The organism is Rhizobium sp. 268 (assembly GCF_036571585.1).
Lineage (GTDB): Bacteria > Pseudomonadota > Alphaproteobacteria > Rhizobiales > Rhizobiaceae > Rhizobium > Rhizobium redzepovicii.
The window spans coordinates 105,846-123,216 of the sequence record NZ_JAPPSO010000001.1 but is presented as its reverse complement, the minus strand read 5'-3'; the positions used below and the strand labels follow the sequence as shown (position 1 = coordinate 123,216).

Annotated in this window: 19 protein-coding genes; 14 read left to right on the top strand and 5 right to left on the bottom strand. The window is 62.6% G+C overall.

The features are described 5' to 3' along the window. The first annotated feature begins 51 nt into the window (after positions 1–51). On the top strand, positions 52–522 hold the full coding sequence (locus OS035_RS00685; RefSeq protein WP_239619797.1) for a GNAT family N-acetyltransferase: 471 nt from the start codon (positions 52–54) through the stop codon (positions 520–522). Positions 523–597: 75 nt separating this feature from the next. Here OS035_RS00685 and OS035_RS00680 read toward each other — a convergent pair whose 3' ends face one another. After that, positions 598–792, bottom strand: a complete 195-nt coding sequence (locus tag OS035_RS00680; protein ID WP_097627539.1) for a hypothetical protein — start codon at positions 790–792, stop codon at positions 598–600. A gap of 113 nt (positions 793–905) precedes the next feature. On the opposite strand from OS035_RS00680, the gene OS035_RS00675 reads away from it, so the two are divergent. Further along, on the top strand, positions 906–1,802 hold the full coding sequence (locus OS035_RS00675; protein WP_097627541.1) for a LysR substrate-binding domain-containing protein: 897 nt from the start codon (positions 906–908) through the stop codon (positions 1,800–1,802). A gap of 106 nt (positions 1,803–1,908) precedes the next feature. On the opposite strand, the gene OS035_RS00670 is transcribed toward OS035_RS00675, so the two are convergent. Further along, a complete protein-coding gene (locus tag OS035_RS00670; RefSeq protein ID WP_097627543.1) occupies positions 1,909–2,574 on the bottom strand; it encodes a glutathione S-transferase family protein in 666 nt (221 codons plus the stop codon). Between the two features lie 100 nt (positions 2,575–2,674). Further along, positions 2,675–4,042, bottom strand: a complete 1,368-nt coding sequence (locus tag OS035_RS00665) for a TIGR03808 family TAT-translocated repetitive protein (protein ID WP_310803865.1) — start codon at positions 4,040–4,042, stop codon at positions 2,675–2,677. A 244-nt stretch (positions 4,043–4,286) separates the two neighbouring features. Here OS035_RS00665 and OS035_RS00660 point away from each other — a divergent pair, with 244 nt between their 5' ends. Next, complete coding sequence (locus OS035_RS00660) at positions 4,287–6,584, top strand: sensor domain-containing protein (protein ID WP_331813224.1); 2,298 nt, start codon at positions 4,287–4,289, stop codon at positions 6,582–6,584. 132 nt (positions 6,585–6,716) lie between these two features. On the opposite strand, the gene OS035_RS00655 is transcribed toward OS035_RS00660, so the two are convergent. Further along, positions 6,717–7,688: a glycerophosphodiester phosphodiesterase family protein gene (locus OS035_RS00655; protein WP_310803863.1), complete on the bottom strand. Its 972-nt coding sequence runs from the start codon at positions 7,686–7,688 to the stop codon at positions 6,717–6,719. Between the two features lie 120 nt (positions 7,689–7,808). On the opposite strand from OS035_RS00655, the gene OS035_RS00650 reads away from it, so the two are divergent. The 10 genes from OS035_RS00650 to OS035_RS00605 all read left to right on the top strand — a co-directional run bounded on the left by OS035_RS00650 (position 7,809) and on the right by OS035_RS00605 (position 16,224). Then, positions 7,809–8,612, top strand: a complete 804-nt coding sequence (locus OS035_RS00650) for an alpha/beta fold hydrolase (RefSeq protein ID WP_310803862.1) — start codon at positions 7,809–7,811, stop codon at positions 8,610–8,612. A gap of 45 nt (positions 8,613–8,657) precedes the next feature. After that, positions 8,658–9,668 carry a ligase-associated DNA damage response exonuclease gene (locus OS035_RS00645; protein WP_331813223.1) on the top strand — a complete coding sequence of 337 codons (1,011 nt, stop codon included), beginning with the start codon at positions 8,658–8,660 and terminating at the stop codon, positions 9,666–9,668. Between the two features lie 267 nt (positions 9,669–9,935). Then, on the top strand, positions 9,936–11,561 hold the full coding sequence (locus OS035_RS00640) for a cisplatin damage response ATP-dependent DNA ligase (protein WP_183851994.1): 1,626 nt from the start codon (positions 9,936–9,938) through the stop codon (positions 11,559–11,561). 118 nt (positions 11,562–11,679) lie between these two features. Beyond that, the gene (locus tag OS035_RS00635) at positions 11,680–12,600 is read left to right on the top strand and encodes an alpha/beta hydrolase family protein (RefSeq protein ID WP_097627558.1); all 921 of its coding nucleotides are present in this window, start codon (positions 11,680–11,682) and stop codon (positions 12,598–12,600) included. Positions 12,601–12,894: 294 nt separating this feature from the next. Continuing rightward, a complete protein-coding gene (locus OS035_RS00630) occupies positions 12,895–13,701 on the top strand; it encodes a L,D-transpeptidase (RefSeq protein ID WP_331813222.1) in 807 nt (268 codons plus the stop codon). A 174-nt stretch (positions 13,702–13,875) separates the two neighbouring features. Then, complete coding sequence (locus tag OS035_RS00625; protein WP_097627562.1) at positions 13,876–14,610, top strand: L,D-transpeptidase family protein; 735 nt, start codon at positions 13,876–13,878, stop codon at positions 14,608–14,610. A gap of 274 nt (positions 14,611–14,884) precedes the next feature. Further along, the gene (locus OS035_RS00620) at positions 14,885–15,094 is read left to right on the top strand and encodes a cold-shock protein (protein WP_003546468.1); all 210 of its coding nucleotides are present in this window, start codon (positions 14,885–14,887) and stop codon (positions 15,092–15,094) included. Positions 15,095–15,305: 211 nt separating this feature from the next. Further along, positions 15,306–15,590, top strand: coding sequence for a cold-shock protein (locus OS035_RS00615; RefSeq protein WP_097627564.1), 285 nt, complete (start codon positions 15,306–15,308; stop codon positions 15,588–15,590). Between the two features lie 56 nt (positions 15,591–15,646). Beyond that, positions 15,647–15,883 (top strand): 30S ribosomal protein S21, encoded by a 237-nt coding sequence (rpsU, locus tag OS035_RS00610; RefSeq protein ID WP_003569533.1) that lies wholly within the window; start codon positions 15,647–15,649, stop codon positions 15,881–15,883. A 107-nt stretch (positions 15,884–15,990) separates the two neighbouring features. Beyond that, entirely contained in the window at positions 15,991–16,224 is a 234-nt protein-coding gene (locus OS035_RS00605) for a hypothetical protein (protein ID WP_003580252.1), read from the top strand. A 42-nt stretch (positions 16,225–16,266) separates the two neighbouring features. Here the strand turns inward: OS035_RS00605 and OS035_RS00600 are convergent, their stop codons facing one another. Beyond that, on the bottom strand, positions 16,267–16,755 hold the full coding sequence (locus tag OS035_RS00600; RefSeq protein ID WP_097627566.1) for a MarR family winged helix-turn-helix transcriptional regulator: 489 nt from the start codon (positions 16,753–16,755) through the stop codon (positions 16,267–16,269). A 125-nt stretch (positions 16,756–16,880) separates the two neighbouring features. Between OS035_RS00600 and OS035_RS00595 the strand changes: the two genes are divergently transcribed. Continuing rightward, positions 16,881–17,303, top strand: coding sequence for an organic hydroperoxide resistance protein (locus tag OS035_RS00595; RefSeq protein WP_003580247.1), 423 nt, complete (start codon positions 16,881–16,883; stop codon positions 17,301–17,303). The last annotated feature ends 68 nt before the right edge of the window (positions 17,304–17,371 follow it).

The following is a 17,371-nucleotide window of genomic DNA, read 5'->3' as shown; positions in this document are numbered from 1 at the left end:
TGCTCGGCTATGACGCGCCAAAGCTGGCGCAGGTCCAATGTCGAGAATAATATGATCATCGAATTGACTGCTTATGATTTCGCCGGGTTGCTGAACGGCGCCGCGCCCGCAGATACGCGCCTGGTTTCCGATAGCGCCATCGCGCCGCCTGAGGTGCTGGAGATGCTGGCGAGGATCGCCGCGGAGATCGGCGCCGATTTTACCCCGTCGGCCTGGATGATCGTCGAGGATGGCGAGATCGTCGGGCTGTGTTCCATCATCAGTGCGCCTGAGAGGGGCGAAATCCACGTCGGCTATGGCATTGCGCCGAGCCGCGAGCGGCGTGGCTATGTCACGCGTGCGATCGGCGAACTGCTCGAATGGGCGCGGAAAGACCCGCGCGTGACGCACGTTTCGGCCGATACGGGCGTGGAAAACATCGCCTCGCAACGTGTCCTCGAACGCAACGGCTTCATCCGCATCGGCGAGCGCATTGATCCGGAGGACGGTCGTGTGATTTGCTGGCAGGCATCGGTGGACTGAGGCAGGTCGCTAAAGCGCGTCGCGTCACGCGAGTGATGCGGCGCGTTTCAGAGCGGCTGACACGGGCGCGCATCGTCACGCGCATTTCGCCAGCGTCGGTTTGGCCTCGGCGGCAAGGTTGGTCTCTGTTCCAATCGGCAGATCGGCAATTTCCCGCATCGACATGCGCTCGACCTCGGGATGCCGCAGCGGATCGTTCTTCCAGGCTGGGAGAGCGTCTGCGCTGCCCAAGGCAAGGGCGGGCCTCAAGAAAAACTTCAGCAATGACATGGCATGCCTCGCTTTCTCCAAGCGGCGGGGGATGGTCGCCGCAGGCTGTAATCTCTGCTCCCTCAAGCGGATTTTCAATTGAGATTAATGCGGCTCTGCTATAGAAAAACTATATGAAGAACCTCAACACTGTGCATCTCAACGGCCTTAAGGCGCTGGAAGCCGTCGGTCGGCTCGGCTCGCTGCAGGCGGCCGCCGATGAGCTCGGCGTCTCGGTCGGCGCCGTCAGCCAGCAGGTCATCAAGGCGGAGGCGCAGCTTGGCCTGGTGATCTTCGAGCGCACCGCCCGGGGAATGATGACGACCGAAGCCGCCCGGCCGGTACTGGCCGCGCTCGATGAAGGCTTTGCCCGTCTTTCGGCGGCCGTGTCGATTGCGCAACGCAAGGACGACACGATCCTGACGATCTCGGTGGCGCCGGTTTTTGCCGCCCGCTGGCTCGTCTGCCGGCTCGATCGTTTCGCTGAGCGCCATCCCGATATCAAGCTGCGGCTCGATGCAACCACCAATCTCGTCAGCCCCGCCCTCTCCGACGTCGATATCGGCATCCGCGTCGGCACCGGCAAATGGCCTGACGTGAAGGCCGAACTGCTCCTGGAGCAGGAGGTTTTTCCCGTTTGCTCGCCGGAGATGGCGGCGAAACTGAAGGCGCCCGCCGATATCCTGGAACTGCCCGCCGTCATCGACGGTCGCGCCATGTTCAGCTGGGAGGTCTGGATGCGCGAGGCGGGACTGTCAGGCGCCACACCGGCGACGCGCCACGTTTTCAACGATGCCTCGCTGTGCCTCGATGCGGCGATCGCCGGGCAGGGCGTCATGCTTGCCTGGCAGACCCTTGCCGCCTTCGCGCTTGCCGAAGGCCGGCTGGCGGCGCCCTTCGGCATTCGGGCGCGCACCGGTTTCGGTCATTATTTCGTCACCGCCGAGGGCACGCGCGAGCCGAAGAAGGTCAGGGACTTCAAGGCCTGGATCCGCGAGGAAATGGCCGGCACGCTTGCCTTGTTCCGCTAAAGCATGTCGCGCAAAGCTGTGCGGCGGTTTTTCCAGGCAAGGCGCGAAGCGCTTTTGCCGCAACGACATGCGCAAAACAACAAGCTAAAGCGCGACGCGCTTTGGCTCAGACCTCGATCGGCTCCCTGCCGCGCGTCTCCTGCATCTTCTTGTAGGCCGGGCGCGACTGGCAGCGCTCGATCCAGGCCTCGATATTCGGATGTGCCTGGAAAAGCGCCTCCTCGCTCTGGGCGTATCGCAGCACCTCGGCGATGTTGAGATCGGCGACGGTGAAGCGGTCGCCGGCAATCCACTGCCGGCCGGCAAGCTGGCCTTCGAGCGTGGCAAGTGGCCTGCGCAAGGCATGACAGGCGGCTGCGATCGTCTCCTTGCCCTCCTGGCTGTTTTCGAGGCCGTTGTCATAGGTCAGCACGATCCTGACCGAATGCGGCTCGACCTGCGAGGCAGCCCAGACGGTCCACATCGTCAGCAATCCGTCTTCTTCGACGGTTTGTCCCGCAAGCGGTCCGCCATGTTTGCGGGCGAGGTAGAGATTGATCGCCAGCGACTCATGCATGAGGAGATCGCCGTCCTTGATGCTGGGGATCTGCGCCATCGGGTTGACGGCGGCGAAATCGGGCGAGTGCGTATTGAGCGGCGCGCTCTCGGACAGGGGCTCCGCCAATCGCCTGGCTTGCAGCACCGGCACCGACTGGAATTCGAGCCCCAGCTCCTCCGCCATCCAGTAGACGCGCGACGCCCGCGATCGATAGACTCCGTAGATTGTCAGCATGATCTTGTCCCCTCGATGTAATTGTCCGAGAGGGTAGAGGCCGCAGCGGCTGCGGAAAAGTCCTTGCCGCTGATGGGATGATGAAAGCTTTTGATGCTCTTCAGGAGACCCGGTTTCGCTCGACGGTCAGCTGTTTGTACGGCGCGCCGCCCGCCATCTCGTCCGACACTTTCTTCTCCCATTGGAAGCCGAGGACCGCGCCTTCAGCGGTCTCCTGGAAGACGTTGTCGGTGATGACGGCGGTGCCGGCGCCGTCGGCGACCGAGACGGCGCATCCGACAGGTGCCTTGCGCACCACATTGCCGCTGACGACGACGTTACGGAGATAAGGACCCCAGCCGATCTGCATGCCCCATCTCGGCGCGCCCTCGATCACATTGCCCGAAATCAGCGTGTCGGCCTCCGCCGCAATGCCGATGCCGAAGCCGACCTCGTGTTTGTAGGGGCCTTTCAGGGTGAGGTTGCGCACGACATTGCCGGTGACGCTCGCCAGCCTGCCGCCTTCGTCGAAATTGGCAATCGAAATGCCGTTCGCCGCCCCGTCGATCATGTTGGCGGAAACGACGGCGCCCTCGAAGGCGAATTCGACATAGATCGCCGTTTCGCCGGAACGCCGGCATTGATTGTTGCTGATCTGGATGTCCGATGCCGAATTGGCGCGGATCGCGGTGAAGGCGCAGTCGGAAATATGGTTGTTCACCACCATCACACCATCGGCGCGGAAGATGTTGATGCCGTTGCCGTTCTGGCCGGTGCCGCCGTCATTGGCGCGGATGTTAGAGATGCGGTTACCGGAAACCACCGTGCCGTCCTCGGCCTTCTTCCAGCGATGCACCAGAATGCCGCCATTGCCGCAATCGGTGATCGTATTTCCGGTGACCGAAAGATTGGCGGAATCGACCGCGTAGAGCCCGGCCTCGGTCGCGCCGGATACGCGGCTGCGCTCGATCCGTCCGCCGCAGCGCTCCAGCTGCAACCCGTGTTTGCGACTGCCGCCGATCTCGCAATTGTCCATCAGCACCTCGTCGACGCCGGTGAATTGGACGAGCCCGCCGGCATAATCACCGAGCCAGCGATTGCCGCCGTCGATGACGAGGTTGGAAAGCTCGATGCGCCGCACATTTGTCGCCGTCAGTAGGTGGCCTTCGCCGGTATAGACGAGCCGTGAGGCGCCAGGCACGCCTGTTATGCGGGTATTGTCAGGCAGGTTGAGATTGGAGACTCGATAGGTGCCGGGCGGCAGGAAGACCGGCATGTTCTCGCGCGCCGCCTGTTCGATCATCTGTTGCAGGTTGCGGGTCTTGCGGTCGCCGCTTTCGGGAATGGCGCGATATTCCACCGCGTCGATCGCGCCGCGCAGATCGGATTGCCCGGCAGCTGCCAGCGGTGCGGCAAGCGCGCGCGGCGCTGAACCTCCCGCAACCGCTGCGGCGGCGAGTAGGAAAAGCATGTCGCGGCGTGAAGGCATTCCGGATTCTCTCGTCATAACGCGCCCGTAGCACGAAACATGCCAGACCCGCCTGTCTCTTTCTGGCACAGGTGGCCGGAATTGCGGTTGTCGCCTTGGCCAAGGGCAGGATATCGCCGCCGATCTTGTCGTCTTGTTCACTCTTTCATTTAAGCAAGCCGAAGGGAATGAGGACTACTTTGAAGGGAATATTACGGGGTGATTATGCGGGATGAGGCCTTCGGCCTCCGGGGAGAATGACGGCATGCACGAACCGAGTGCCAGGCGATGGGAATCGACCGATGCCCTGTCGGCCGAAACGCGGCGCATCGTCGCCGCGACGGAGGCGATGATGGCCTCGACCGCCCATCACCTCTCCGACGGCATCGAGAACCTGCGCCTGAAGACGATCGTCCACGAGCTTCCGGATTTCCTCTATGTCAAGGATCGCGACAGCCGCTTCGTCTTCGCCAACGCCGTCACCGCCAGCAGCCTCGGTCTGGAGAGCGCTGATCTGCTTACCGGCAAGCGTGATTTCGACCTGTTCGATTTCGAGACGGCTCGCCGCCATTTCGATATCGAGCAGCAGATCATGGCGACGGGGCAAGCCTGCATCGATATGGAGGAAAGCTACGTCCTGCCCGGCGGCAAAAGGCCGATATGCCGGCTGACCTCGAAGATCCCGCTGCGCAACGATCGCGGCGAGATCATCGGCCTGATCGGCGTTTCCCGCGATATCACCGAACGCAAGCGTCAGGAGGATCTCCATCGTGAGCAGGCGAACCTGCTCGAAATGATCGCCCGCAACGAGCCGCTGCCGATGATCCTCGAGGCGCTGGTGCTGATGATCGAGGCGCAACTGACCGGCATCGACGGATCGGTGCTGCTGCTGAACGGCGAGGGCACCAGGCTCTATCACGGCGCCGCCCCCAATCTGCCCGGCGGCTACAGCCGGCTGATCGACGGCGTCACCATCGGTCCCAAGGTCGGCTCCTGCGGCACCGCCGCCTGGCGTGGCCAGACTGTGATCGTCGAGGACGTGATGAGCGATCCGCTGTGGGAGGATTTCCGCGCGCTGGTCGCGCCGTTCGGCTTCCGCTCCTGCTGGTCGACACCGATCGCCACCTCGCAGAACAATGTGCTCGGCACCTTTGCCCTCTATTCCAGGGAAGTCCGCCGTCCGACGGAGCACGAAATAAAGCTGGTGGCGCTCGCCACGCACATTGCCGGCATCGCCATCGAGCGCAAGCGTGTCGATGATCGCATCCATTTCATGGCCCATCACGACGATCTCACCGGCCTGCCGAACCGCGCCTTCCTCAAGGAGCGGCTCGCCAATATCCTCGACCAGGCCCGGCGCCACACCCGCAAGGTCACCGTCGCCTATATCGATCTCGATAATTTCAAGGACATCAACGACGGCCGCGGCCACGCCGCCGGCGACGAGGTGCTGAAGGAAACCGCCGCCCGCATGGCCAACAGCATCCGGGCCTCGGATATGGTGGTGCGTCTCGGCGGCGACGAATTCCTCGTCGTGCTCGTTCACCAGTCGAGCCACGATGCCGGCATCACGCGCCGCCTGCGCGAGCTGCAGAAGGCGATCAACCGGCCGATCCCCAGCGACGGCGGCGAGATCACCGTCACCTCGAGCATCGGCGTTGCCGCCTTCCCCTTCGACGGCGCGACCTCGGAAGAGCTTCTCGCCAATGCCGACCGCGCCATGTACCGTGCCAAGGAGCTTGGCCGCAACACCTTGCAGCATCACGATGGCGGTGGCGCGCCCGTGGGAATGCCGCTCGGCGAGCAGGAGGAGCTGCACCAGGCGATTACCGGCCACCAGCTGTTCCTGCAATACCAGCCGCAGGTCGATGTCGCCACCGGCCGCATCACCGGCATCGAGGCGCTGGTGCGCTGGAACCATCCGGCCAAGGGCAGGGTGCCGCCGGTCAATTTCATTCCGCTCGCCGAAGAAACCGGCCTCATCGTTCCCCTCGGTCTCTGGGTGTTGAACGAGGCCTGCCGCCAGGCGCGCCAATGGCAGGATATGGGCCTGCCGTCGCTGACCGTCGCCGTCAACGTCTCGGCCAAGCAGTTCGCCGATCCGGATTTTGCGTGCCACGTCGCCGAAGCGCTGGAGCGCCACCGCCTGCAAGCGCGCTGGCTGGAACTCGAGGTCACCGAAAGCGTGGTAATGCAGGATGCCGAACGCGCGCTTGCCATGATGGAATCGCTGCGCGCGCTCGGTGTGCGCCTGTCGATCGACGATTTCGGCTCCGGCTATTCCAGCCTGGCGGCGCTGAAGACCTTCCCCTTCGACCGGCTGAAGATGGATCGCTCGCTGGTCGAGGCCCTGCCGGGCGACAAGACCGCCGTTGCCATCGCCTCGGCGGTGATTTCGCTGGCGCAGACGCTGAAGCTTTCGGTGCTCGCCGAAGGCGTGGAAACCGACGCCCAGATGGATTTCCTGCGTCACGCACACTGCGAGGAGGCGCAAGGCTACCGCTTCTCCAAGCCCGTTTCTCCGGAGGACATCCCGGCATTGCTGCGGGCACGCAGCCTCTAAAGCCCGTCGCGCAAAACTGCGCAGCGTTTTTCCCAGGCAAGGCGCGAAGCGCTTTTGCGGCAACGACATGCGTAAAATAAGGAACTAAAGCGCAAGGAGTGAATCTGAAAGATCGCGACGCGCTTGAACGCCTTATTTTTCCAGCTTGCCGATCGCCTCGATCTCGTTCGTCCATATGCCCGCCGCATAGTTCTCCGGAAGTCGCGCCAACAGCGCGGCGTCGTCGATGCCGGTGGAGAAATCGCTGCCGCGATAGGGGCCGAGCACGAAGACCTCGGTTCCTGCATCCTGCATGCGGTTGAGAAAACGGTCCGGCCAGCCCCAGAGCCAAGGCGCAATATTGATCGGCACCAGCATCATCCGCTGTTTGCAGGCATCCGGCAGCACGCCGGTCCAGCCATAGCCGATGTAGCCGAAAAGGCAGCCCTTCAGGCTCTGGCGCGAGGCGGTCTTGATATCGGGCGCGCGCTGCCGGATGACGTCGATTGGCTCGTCGCCGCCATAGACGATGATGTCTGCCCGTCGCGCGGGTGAAAGTCCGTTGAGCACGGCGGCGAGCTTTTCGCCCTCGGACGGATCGCGGCTCTTGACGTTGATCAGGAAGCGCCGATCCGCAAGGGTCGAGAGCACCTCGGCCAGCGTCGGCATCATGCCGATGCCGCGGCCGCGGAAGGGAAAGCTCTTGCCGCCGTCAGCGGTATAGCCATAGCCGATGTCGAGCTTCCGCAGCTCCGCCATCGAATGATCGCGGGTGACGCCGTGCCCGTCGGTGCGGCAGTCGAGGGTCCAGTCGTGAAAGACGGCGAATGCGCCATCTGTCGTCGGATGCACGTCGATCTCCACAATATCGGCGCCCGCCGCAAAGCCTGCCTGCATCGAGCGGATGGTATTTTCGAGATAATCATGTTTCGGCGCCAGCATGCGGCTCGCCGTGCAGGTGTCGTTCTTCAGATCGGTCTCGTCGAACCGCTGGGCGATGCCGCGATGGGCGAGCAGCACCGGCTTTCCCGGCTGATGCTCGGCGAGTAGGCTGGTGTTGTTGAGATAGATGCCCGCCGCGACAAGTGCGACCGCGCCCACGCAATAGAAAAGCTTCCTGCCCATTATGCTCCCCATGATTGCATCGAAAGAGGCAACAGCTAGAAAGCGATTCTGGTTGTTCTTGGGCTCTTTTCCGGCTTTTCTATGCTGGCAGTTTATTCCCCGGAGAGGATCGGTATCGCCATGGAACCACAGGACGACGAGCTCATCCGTTTCGCAGAACACGGCGCGGCCGCCTTGCCGCCGGCATCTGTCGAAGGCCATGTCGGACGCGACGGTGCCCGCATCTGGTATGCGAGCTATGGGACCGGTCCTGCCGTCATCCTGCTGCATGGCGGTCTCGGCCATAGCGGCAACTGGGGCTATCAGCTCCCGGCGCTGCTCGACAGTGGCCGCCGCGTCGTGCTGATCGACAGCCGCGGCCATGGCCGCAGCACCCGCGATGCCCGTCCCTACACCTATGAACTGATGGCATCAGACGTGCTTGATGTCATGGACGAACTGCGTCTGGACAAGGCAGCGTTCATCGGCTGGAGCGACGGCGCCTGTATCGCGCTGATCCTCGCCGCGACGGTGCCGTCACGTGTCGACGGCGTCTTCTTCTTCGCCTGCAACATGGATCCGAGCGGTACGCTGGAATTTGTTGCGACCCCGGTCATCGACCGATGCTTCAGCCGCCATGCCAAGGATTATGCGGCCTTGTCCGCCACGCCGGATGACTTCAATGCCTTCGTCGAGGCGGTCAGCCAGATGATGCGCACGGAGCCGAATTACAGCGCCGAAGACCTCGCACGGATCGGTGTGCCGGTCGCAATCGTGCTCGGTCGGCACGACGAGTTCATCAAGCCGGAGCATGCCGAATATCTTGTCCGCAGCATTCCGGACGCTGAGATGATTTATCTCAAAGCCGTCAGCCATTTCGCGCCGCTGCAACGGCCGGCGGAGTTCAATGCCGCGGTACTGTCCTTTCTCGACAGGATAGCCTGATGACGACCTCTGGCCTCGCGCCGATTTCCGGCTATCTCTTGCTTCATGAGACCTGATGCGCTGTTCTATCCCGCCCCGGAAGGGCTCTATTGCCCCGAAGGCGGCTTCTATGTCGATCCTGTGCGGCCGGTGGAGCGGGCGCTCGTCACCCACGGCCATTCCGATCACGCCCGGCCGGGCCATGTGAACGTGCTTGCCACGCGCCAGACGCTCGACATCATGCGCCTGCGTTACGGCGAGGGCTTTTGCGTCAGCGAGCAGGCTGCCGCCTTCGGCGAGGAACTGCTCATCAACGGCGTCAAGGTGAGCTTTCATCCGGCTGGCCACGTGCTCGGCTCGGCGCAGATCGCCATCGAGAAAAACGGCACCCGCATCGTCGTCTCCGGCGATTACAAACGCCGCCCGGATCCGACCTGCGCCGCCTATGTGCCGGTCGCCTGCGATGTCTTCATCACCGAGGCGACCTTCGGCCTGCCGGTCTTCCATCATCCCGATCCGATGGATGAGATCGGCAAGCTGCTCGCCTCGCTCCGCCAATTTCCCGAGCGCACCCATCTCGTCGGCGCCTATGCGCTGGGCAAGGCCCAGCGTGTCATCAGGCTGCTGCGCGATGCCGGCTACACCGAGCCGATCTATATCCACGGCGCCATGGAAAAGCTCTGCGACTACTATGTCGGCGAGGGCATCGATCTCGGTGAGCTGCTGCCGGCGACGATCGAGAGCCGCGACAAATCCGCCTTCAAGGGCGCCGTCGTCGTCGGTCCGTCCTCGGCCTTCGCCGACCGCTGGGCGCGGCGCTTCAACGAACCGCTGCCGGCCTTCGCCTCCGGCTGGATGATGGTACGCCAGCGCGCCAAACAGCACGGCGTCGAACTGCCGCTCGTCATCTCCGATCATTGCGACTGGCCGGAGCTGACGGAAACCATCCGGGAACTGCACCCGGCCGAAGTCTGGGTAACCCACGGCCGCGAGGAGGCCCTGGTGCGTTGGTGCCAGCTCCAGAGCATCAAGGCGAAGCCGTTGCATCTGGTGGGCTATGAAGATGAGGCGGATTGAGATGCGCTCTGTGCTGGATCAGAACCCCTCCCCAGCGGACCTTGCCGCTATCGCCGGCGCGCTGGAAATGGCGGCTATGCACGCCCCTCGCTCCCTCATTCCTGTGCTCGTCACAGGAATCCAGCCACCGCGCGTCGGCGCGGTGAATGACTTATGTGACACCGAAGAGTTTCTCGCGTTCAAGGACTTGGGCGCACTGGATTCCTGTGACGAGCACAGGAATGAGGGCGTACCCTTTGAGCCTTCCCCTCAAACGCGGAGGCCGACATGAAAGCCTTCGCCGACCTCCTCGACCGCCTCGTTCTCACCCCCAGCCGCAACGGCAAGCTGAAGCTGCTGACCGATTATTTCCGCGACACGCCGGACCCTGACCGCGGCTACGGCCTTGCCGCCATCGCCGGCACGCTGGAGGTGCGTAACGTCAAGCCCGCCATGCTGCGCGAACTGGTGCTGGAGCGCATGGACGAGGTGTTGTTCCGTTATTCCTACGATTATGTCGGCGATCTCGCCGAAACTATCTCGCTCGTCTGGGACAATGAGCGGGATATCGACCGCTCGGCCCTTTCCCAGCCGCGTCTCGGCGCTGTTGTCACCGATATGAATGCGCTCGGCCGCACGGAAGTGCGCGGCTTCGTCCGCGACCTGCTCGACCGGCTGGATTCCTCCGGCCGGTTCGCTTTCATCAAGCTGGCGACCGGCGCCATGCGCATCGGTGTCTCAGCCCGTCTTGCCAAACAGGCGCTGGCTGATCTCGGCGACAAGGACGTCACCGAAATCGAAACGCTCTGGCACGGCCTGCAGCCGCCTTACGAGACTTTGTTCGAATGGCTGGCTGCGGGCGGCGAAAAACCGGTGCTGGCGACACCGGCGATCTTTCATTCGGTCATGCTCGCCAATGCGGTGGAGGAGGGGGACCTTAGCGGGCTCGATCCGGCCAATTACGCCGCCGAATGGAAATGGGACGGCATCCGTGTCCAGCTCTCCCGCTCCGGCGACCGGCGCAAAATCTATTCGCGCTCCGGCGACGACATTTCGGGCGCCTTTCCCGATATTCTCGACGCCATCAGCTTTTCCGGCGTTGTCGACGGCGAGCTGCTGGTCGGCGGCACCGCCCGCTCCAACAGCCCGACCCGCACTTTCTCCGATCTGCAGCAGCGCCTGAACCGCAAGACGGTGACGGCAAAGATGCTTTCCGACTACCCCGCCTTCATCCGCACCTACGACCTGCTCTTCGACGGCGACGAGGATGTGCGGGGCGATGGCTTTACCGATCGCCGCGATCGGCTGGCCGAGATCATCGACCGTGCCCCCCACGACCGTTTCGACCTCTCCCCGCTCGTGCCTTTCTCGTCCTGGGACGAGCTCGACCGTCTTCGTGCGGCCCCGCCCGATCCGGTCATCGAGGGCGTGATGATCAAGCGGCGCGACAGCATCTATCAGGCCGGCCGGATGAAGGGCCCCTGGTTCAAGTGGAAGCGCAATCCCTATAATGTCGATGCGGTGCTGATGTATGCCCAGCGCGGCCACGGCAAGCGCTCGAGCTACTATTCCGATTTCACCTTCGGCGTCTGGGCCGACGACGAGGACGGGGAACAACTGGTGCCCGTCGGCAAGGCCTATTTCGGTTTCACCGATGCGGAACTCGAAGTGCTCGACAAATTCGTGCGCAACAATACCACCGAGCGCTTCGGGCCGGTGCGCGCCGTGCGCGCCGATAAGGATTTCGGCTTCGTCGTCGAGGTGGCCTTTGAAGGCATCAACCGCTCGACCCGGCACAAATCGGGCGTCGCCATGCGCTTTCCCCGCATCGCCCGTCTTCGCCCCGACAAGCCCACTTATGAGGCCGATCGGCTGCGCACCCTTATCGCCATGATCGACGCCAAGCCGGGGTGAGGGCCAATCTCCTGTGCAACAATGCCGCAGTCCCAAAATTTCAACAGGATGTGTATTGGCGGCAACGATCTTCCGGTGCAAATCTTGTGTGCCGGGGACGTGATTTGGGTGCTGCGTTATGAGCTCGCATGAACAAAATGCCTTTTTCCGCCAACGCCGTGCCGTGCTGGCGGGTCTTGCCGGCGCACTCGTCCTGCCGCAAGTGGCGGCGGCCTTCGATGTTCCGGATGAACCGCGGCTTGCCAAGCATGACTATGCCAAGGTCCGCCACCAATTCCGCACCAAGCTTTTGCAGAAGGGTCCGGCGCCCGACAAATACGAGCCGCTGAGCGCGCCGGCCGACGCCGACAAGATCTTTTATCGCTCCGGCTACGGCGAACTCGAGTTGGTCGCCTGGGTCTCGAAATATAAGCGCGAGCGCGCCGCCAAGCCCGCGGTGCTCTTCCTCCACGGCGGCAATGCCATGGGCATCGGCCATTGGCAACTGATGAAGCCCTACATGGATGCCGGCTACGTTGTGATGATGCCGTCGCTGCGCGGCGAAAACGGCCAGATGGGCAATTTCTCCGGCTTCTATGACGAGGTCGACGACGTTCTTGCCGCCGCCGAGCGGCTGGCGCATCTGCCGGGGGTCGATCCAGGGCGGCTGTTCATCGCCGGCCACAGCATCGGCGGTACGCTGACCATGCTGACGGCGATGAGCACCCAGAAATTCCGGGCCGCCGCGCCGATATCGGGCAATCCCGACGCCTTCCGCTTCTTCAAGCGCTATCCCCAGGATATCCGCTTCGACGACAGCAATGCGCATGAGTTCGAGGTGCGGTCGGCGCTGTGTTACGCCCAGAGCTTCAAATGTCCTATCCGTGTCGTTCACGGCACGGAAGAGGCTCATTTCAACGACCGGGCCGATCTTCTCTCCCGCCGCGCCCGCGCCGCCGGCATCCATATCGAAACCGAAACCGTCGCCGGCAACCACACTTCGGCGCTGCCGGCCGAGATCGAACAGAGCATCCGCTTCTTCCATGGGGTGGCGGCCTGATTTTTCGCCGCCGCTTCAAACGCAGGCCTATTGGGCCTGTGTTCCCGGTGTGACAACGGACGCAGAGACCATGATCGTGCCGAACGACTTCCCCGAGCTGCTGCCTTCGCCATTGCAGGAAGTTTAGCTGGGCAGTGGGGATGGCCCTGAGGCACAGCGCTTTTTGCTCTGCACTTCGGGTCGCATGCATTAGCTTCCGGCTTTCCCGCCCTCAACACCAGCCTCGCGCCAGCCGCGGATGCCATCGTCGCGGTAGATATCGCTGTCTCGCCGATCGTTGATAAGGGTGGTTCCATGAATTTTCTGCGCCGGGTCTTCCCGATTGCCGGGCTCGTCATCGCAGCCGGGTCGCTGAGCGGCTGCAACATCCTCATTCCCGATGTCGCCGCCGATTCGCCCGCCCGCTTCGTTCAGGAGACCTCGCCGGTCTTCTATCAGCCGCCCGGCGTCGATCCGCGCCGGGTGCGGCCGATACCCGATCAGCCGGTGCCGCAGACGCGAGAACTCTACAAGACCCAATTCCATCAGACCTACGGCCTGCCGGTCAGCAATCCGGTGCATATGGCAATGTATGGCGCGGTCCGCGACGAGGATTTCACCCTGCCGGCGATCCCGGTCAGCCGCGTGCAGCCGCAGTTCCTCCGCCAGGAAGTCGATTACCAGACGACCGAGCGCCCCGGCACGGTCATCGTCGATACCAGGGCGCATTTCCTCTATTTCGTCGAGGAAAACGGCAAGGCGATGCGCTACGGTGTCGGCCTCGGCCGCGATGGTTACGCCTGGTCGGGCCGCGGCGTCATTCAGTGGAAGCAGAAATGGCCGCGCTGGACGCCGCCGGTCGAGATGATCTCGCGCCAGCCCGAGGTTCGCGCCTTTTCGGCCGAAAACGGCGGCATGAATCCGGGGCTCCAGAACCCGCTCGGCGCCCGCGCCATGTATATCTTCAAGGACGGGCAAGATACGCTCTATCGCATCCACGGCACACCCGACTGGCAGTCGATCGGCAAGGCCACCTCGTCCGGCTGCGTGCGCATGCTGAACCAGGACGTCGTCGATCTCTATGACCGCCTTCCTGCCAAGGCGGAGATCGTTGTGATGTAGCGCTGCAACAGCGCCGCTGATATCGTCTGCCCAAGGCCGGACACGTCTGCGTGAAGCTATGGTTTATTTGGCGCAAGCCGATAGATCTTCTGATGTTGTTCTCGGCATCGGACGAATCGCCGCTCACGCAGGGTTTTGTCCGGCTCCCGCATCAGAGGAAATCAGTCCCGCGTCATGAGCTTCGATAGACATCTTTCCCGCCGCAGCTTTCTTTCCTTTTCGGCATTGACCGCAGCCTCCGCGCTCACCGGCTGCGCCTCTTCGGCCAATACGGTCACATCGGGCGATACGACGATCATCTACCGTTCGCCCATGCGCCTCTTCCAATCGCCTGGGGCGTCGAGCGTGCCGAGTGGGGCCGAGCTTGCCGTCATGTATGGTCCCGTCGAGGATGGTGGCTTTCTCATCCCCGCCATTCCCTATGAGCAGATCGACCCGCGCTATTATCGCCAGCGCGTTCTCGATCCCACCGGCCAGCCGCCCGGCACCATCGTCGTCGATACGCCGTCGCGCTTTCTCTATCTCGTCCAGGGTGACGGCATGGCGATGCGCTACGGCGTCGGCATCGGCCGCGAGGGTTTCGCCTGGCAGGGTTCCGGCGTCATCCAGTGGCGTCAGAAATGGCCGCGCTGGAAGCCGCCGAACGAGATGGTCGCCCGCCAGCCGGAACTCGTCAAATATTCGATCGAGAACGGCGGTATGGAGCCGGGCCTGAAGAACCCGCTCGGCGCCCGCGCGCTCTATATCTTCTCGAACGGCGAAGACACGCTCTACCGCCTGCACGGCAATCCCGACTGGCGCTCGATCGGCAAGGCCGTCTCCTCGGGCTGCGTCAGATTGATGAACCAGGATATCATCGATCTCTACGACCGCGTGCCGACAAAGGCGCCGATCGTCGTCTGGCAGTGATGTCAGCGGGGCGGCCGCGATCCGGCCGCCCCGGTTCGATCTTGCCCGGCCGAGCGGCATTCCGTGGGTAAATGCCCTCGTTTCCCACGCCCGGAAAAGTTTTATTTTCAGAAAACCATTGCTTAATTCGGTAAATAACCTACATGGTGCGTATCGAATTGCTTGCGACCTTTGTCCACGCGCTGAAGCGCTCCGTCAGATATCCTCTCAACATCGATACGGCTTGTCGGACATTCTTCCGCAGGCGAACACAACGGTTGAAAAGGAGATCGTTATGAATTCAGGCGTCGTCAAATGGTTCAATGGCACCAAGGGTTTTGGCTTCATTCAGCCCGATGATGGTTCTACGGATGTTTTTGTCCACATTTCAGCGGTCGAACGCGCCGGCATGCGCGAACTCGTTGAAGGCCAGAAGATCCGCTATGATCTCGTCCGCGACAAGAAGTCGGGCAAGAATTCGGCTGACAACCTTCAGGCCGCATGATTTGTCATTCGCCTATGCTGTCCAGATGCTGGCGGCGCGCTGACCACGGATGTACTGGCAGCGAGCTGACCGACTGGCGGAGAAATGGCTGAGTGACTGGAAGAGGTCGGGTGCCAACCCGGCCTTTTTGCTTTGATCGCCGGCATGTCCGAATTGACCGCGGTTATTCTGATTGACCGGCGAGCAGCCGAAGAGTTCAAGGGACGCTGAAATGGGCAGACTAAACTATCAAATCGGCGATATGATCGTGCTGAAATCGGGCCTCACTCGTACGGCGAAAGCCGATAAGCGGTGCCGGATCGCCAGCATTCTCCCCAACGACCACGGGCATGTGCAATATCGCGTCCGGTTCGACGCGGAGAATTTCGAGCGCCGCATCACCGAGGCCGACATCGATACCGGGGAATCGCCCTCCAGGGCTTCCCCCGAGGCAGTGGCCAAGTCTGATGGCGCCGAGCCTTGGCTGAAGTTTTCGAGCATTCGGACGGGCAAGTAGTCCCGCCGTTTTTACCATCACAGCGCGGCCCGGCCGCCGACAGGAAGGATATCGTTTTGCAGGTTCTCGTCAGGGATAACAACGTCGATCAGGCGCTCCGCGTGCTCAAGAAGAAGATGCAGCGGGAAGGCCTGTTCCGGGAAATGAAGGCGCGCAGCGCTTTCGAAAAGCCGTCCGAGAAGCGCGCCCGCGAAAAGGCCGAAGCCATTCGCCGCCAGCGCAAGCTTGCCCGCAAGAAGCTGCAGCGCGAAGGCCTGCTGCCGGCGCCGAAAAAGGTTCTCCGCGCCCGCTAATCCCGGCATCGCGGCCCAACCGCGGCATCGCGGCCAGCCGGCCCGGCCGCGGAATCACGGCTCTTAGCCATGGCTAAAGCCTCCGTCATCACCTGAGAAAGGGGCACATGACCGCCACCAAGGGAGAATTCTTCAATCCCGCCAAGCTTTCGTCTCGCGACAAGGCGGAAGCGACCGATCACACGGCGCGCGCCATCATCGCGGCCGAGGCGTCGGCCCGAGACAAGAAGACGGAAAAGCTGAAGGCCCTGCGTCTGCAGCAGGAGGCCGAGGCAGCACCTGAAGCGGCGCCTGCAAAGAAACGCCGGTCGCCGGCCAAGGCGGCTGTGAAGCGGCCCTGATCCTCAGGCTTACACCGTTTTAAGCTAACCGGGCGGATGTGGTCAGCCGCCGTTTGTGCCGGCCCGGCCGAGATTGCCGCGCAGCCGATGCAGCATGTCGCGCATCTCAGCCATTTCCTTCAGCGTGCAGCCTGCGGCTTGGCCGATCGCTGTCATGATCGTATCGATTTCCCCTTTCATCGCCTCACCTCCAGCGGTCAGCGACACGATCACCTGGCGCTCGTCGCGCAGGTCGCGCAGCCGCTTGATCAGCCCGCTTTGCTCCAGCCGCTTCAACAGCGGCGACAGCGTGCCGGAATCGAGATCGAGTTGCTCGCCGATCGTCTTCACCGGCAACTCGCCGCGTTCCCATAGCACCAACATCACCAGATATTGCGGATAGGTCAGGCCCACCCTGTCGAGGATCGGCTTGTAGGCGCGGGTGAAAGCATGCGCCGTTGCGTAGACCGCGAAGCACAACTGCTTTTCCAGCCGTTTCTCCTCCTGCGGTATCTCCATCGTTTTTATCGTCTGCGCTTTCATATCCATCATCCTTAAGGTCGTGATTGTCTTCTTTTCCATGCCAAAATGCAATTTGCAAAATTCACTTGCGTACAATTTAATTGTACGATAGTAAAAATCCAACCCGATCGAAGGGCCAACCAAAGGAGATCGTCATGCCTATTCTCTATACGACCAAAGCCTCTGCCACCGGCGGCCGCGCCGGCCGCGCCGTTTCCGAAAACGGTGTTCTGGACGTGACGCTGACCGTTCCGAAGGAACTCGGCGGCGACGGCGCAACCGGCACCAATCCCGAGCAGCTCTTCGCCGCCGGCTACTCCGCCTGCTTCCTCGGTGCCTTGAAATTTGTCGCGGGCCAGCAGAAGGTCAAGATTCCGGAAGACACGACGGTCTCCGCCAAAGTCGGTATCGGCCCGCGTGAAGATGGCACCGGCTTCGGCATCGAAGTGGCGCTGACGGTCAACATCCCCGGCCTCGACCGCGAAACCGCCGAAAAGCTCGCCGCCGCCGCCCACATCGTCTGCCCCTACAGCCACGCCATGCGCACCTCGACCGAAGTTCCGGTCACGGTTGCCTGATTGCAGTAACAGCCGGAAGATCGGCGAGGTGGCCCCTTATCCGCCTGCCGGCACCTTCTCCCCCTAAA

What these genes read in the sequence shown, in the direction of transcription:
- OS035_RS00660 (WP_331813224.1), top strand. Translation starts at nt 4,287, where the DNA reads ATGCACGAACCGAGTGCCAGGCGATGGGAATCGACCGATGCCCTGTCG.
- OS035_RS00605 (WP_003580252.1), top strand. Translation starts at nt 15,991, where the DNA reads ATGACCGCCACCAAGGGAGAATTCTTCAATCCCGCCAAGCTTTCGTCT.
- OS035_RS00655 (WP_310803863.1), bottom strand. Translation starts at nt 7,688, where the DNA reads ATGGGCAGGAAGCTTTTCTATTGCGTGGGCGCGGTCGCACTTGTCGCG.
- OS035_RS00680 (WP_097627539.1), bottom strand. Translation starts at nt 792, where the DNA reads ATGTCATTGCTGAAGTTTTTCTTGAGGCCCGCCCTTGCCTTGGGCAGC.
- OS035_RS00630 (WP_331813222.1), top strand. Translation starts at nt 12,895, where the DNA reads ATGAATTTTCTGCGCCGGGTCTTCCCGATTGCCGGGCTCGTCATCGCA.
- OS035_RS00620 (WP_003546468.1), top strand. Translation starts at nt 14,885, where the DNA reads ATGAATTCAGGCGTCGTCAAATGGTTCAATGGCACCAAGGGTTTTGGC.
- OS035_RS00650 (WP_310803862.1), top strand. Translation starts at nt 7,809, where the DNA reads ATGGAACCACAGGACGACGAGCTCATCCGTTTCGCAGAACACGGCGCG.
- OS035_RS00665 (WP_310803865.1), bottom strand. Translation starts at nt 4,042, where the DNA reads ATGCCTTCACGCCGCGACATGCTTTTCCTACTCGCCGCCGCAGCGGTT.
- OS035_RS00640 (WP_183851994.1), top strand. Translation starts at nt 9,936, where the DNA reads ATGAAAGCCTTCGCCGACCTCCTCGACCGCCTCGTTCTCACCCCCAGC.
- OS035_RS00670 (WP_097627543.1), bottom strand. Translation starts at nt 2,574, where the DNA reads ATGCTGACAATCTACGGAGTCTATCGATCGCGGGCGTCGCGCGTCTAC.
- OS035_RS00635 (WP_097627558.1), top strand. Translation starts at nt 11,680, where the DNA reads ATGAGCTCGCATGAACAAAATGCCTTTTTCCGCCAACGCCGTGCCGTG.
- OS035_RS00645 (WP_331813223.1), top strand. Translation starts at nt 8,658, where the DNA reads ATGAGACCTGATGCGCTGTTCTATCCCGCCCCGGAAGGGCTCTATTGC.
- OS035_RS00625 (WP_097627562.1), top strand. Translation starts at nt 13,876, where the DNA reads ATGAGCTTCGATAGACATCTTTCCCGCCGCAGCTTTCTTTCCTTTTCG.
- OS035_RS00675 (WP_097627541.1), top strand. Translation starts at nt 906, where the DNA reads ATGAAGAACCTCAACACTGTGCATCTCAACGGCCTTAAGGCGCTGGAA.
- OS035_RS00595 (WP_003580247.1), top strand. Translation starts at nt 16,881, where the DNA reads ATGCCTATTCTCTATACGACCAAAGCCTCTGCCACCGGCGGCCGCGCC.
- OS035_RS00600 (WP_097627566.1), bottom strand. Translation starts at nt 16,755, where the DNA reads ATGATGGATATGAAAGCGCAGACGATAAAAACGATGGAGATACCGCAG.
- OS035_RS00615 (WP_097627564.1), top strand. Translation starts at nt 15,306, where the DNA reads ATGGGCAGACTAAACTATCAAATCGGCGATATGATCGTGCTGAAATCG.
- OS035_RS00685 (WP_239619797.1), top strand. Translation starts at nt 52, where the DNA reads ATGATCATCGAATTGACTGCTTATGATTTCGCCGGGTTGCTGAACGGC.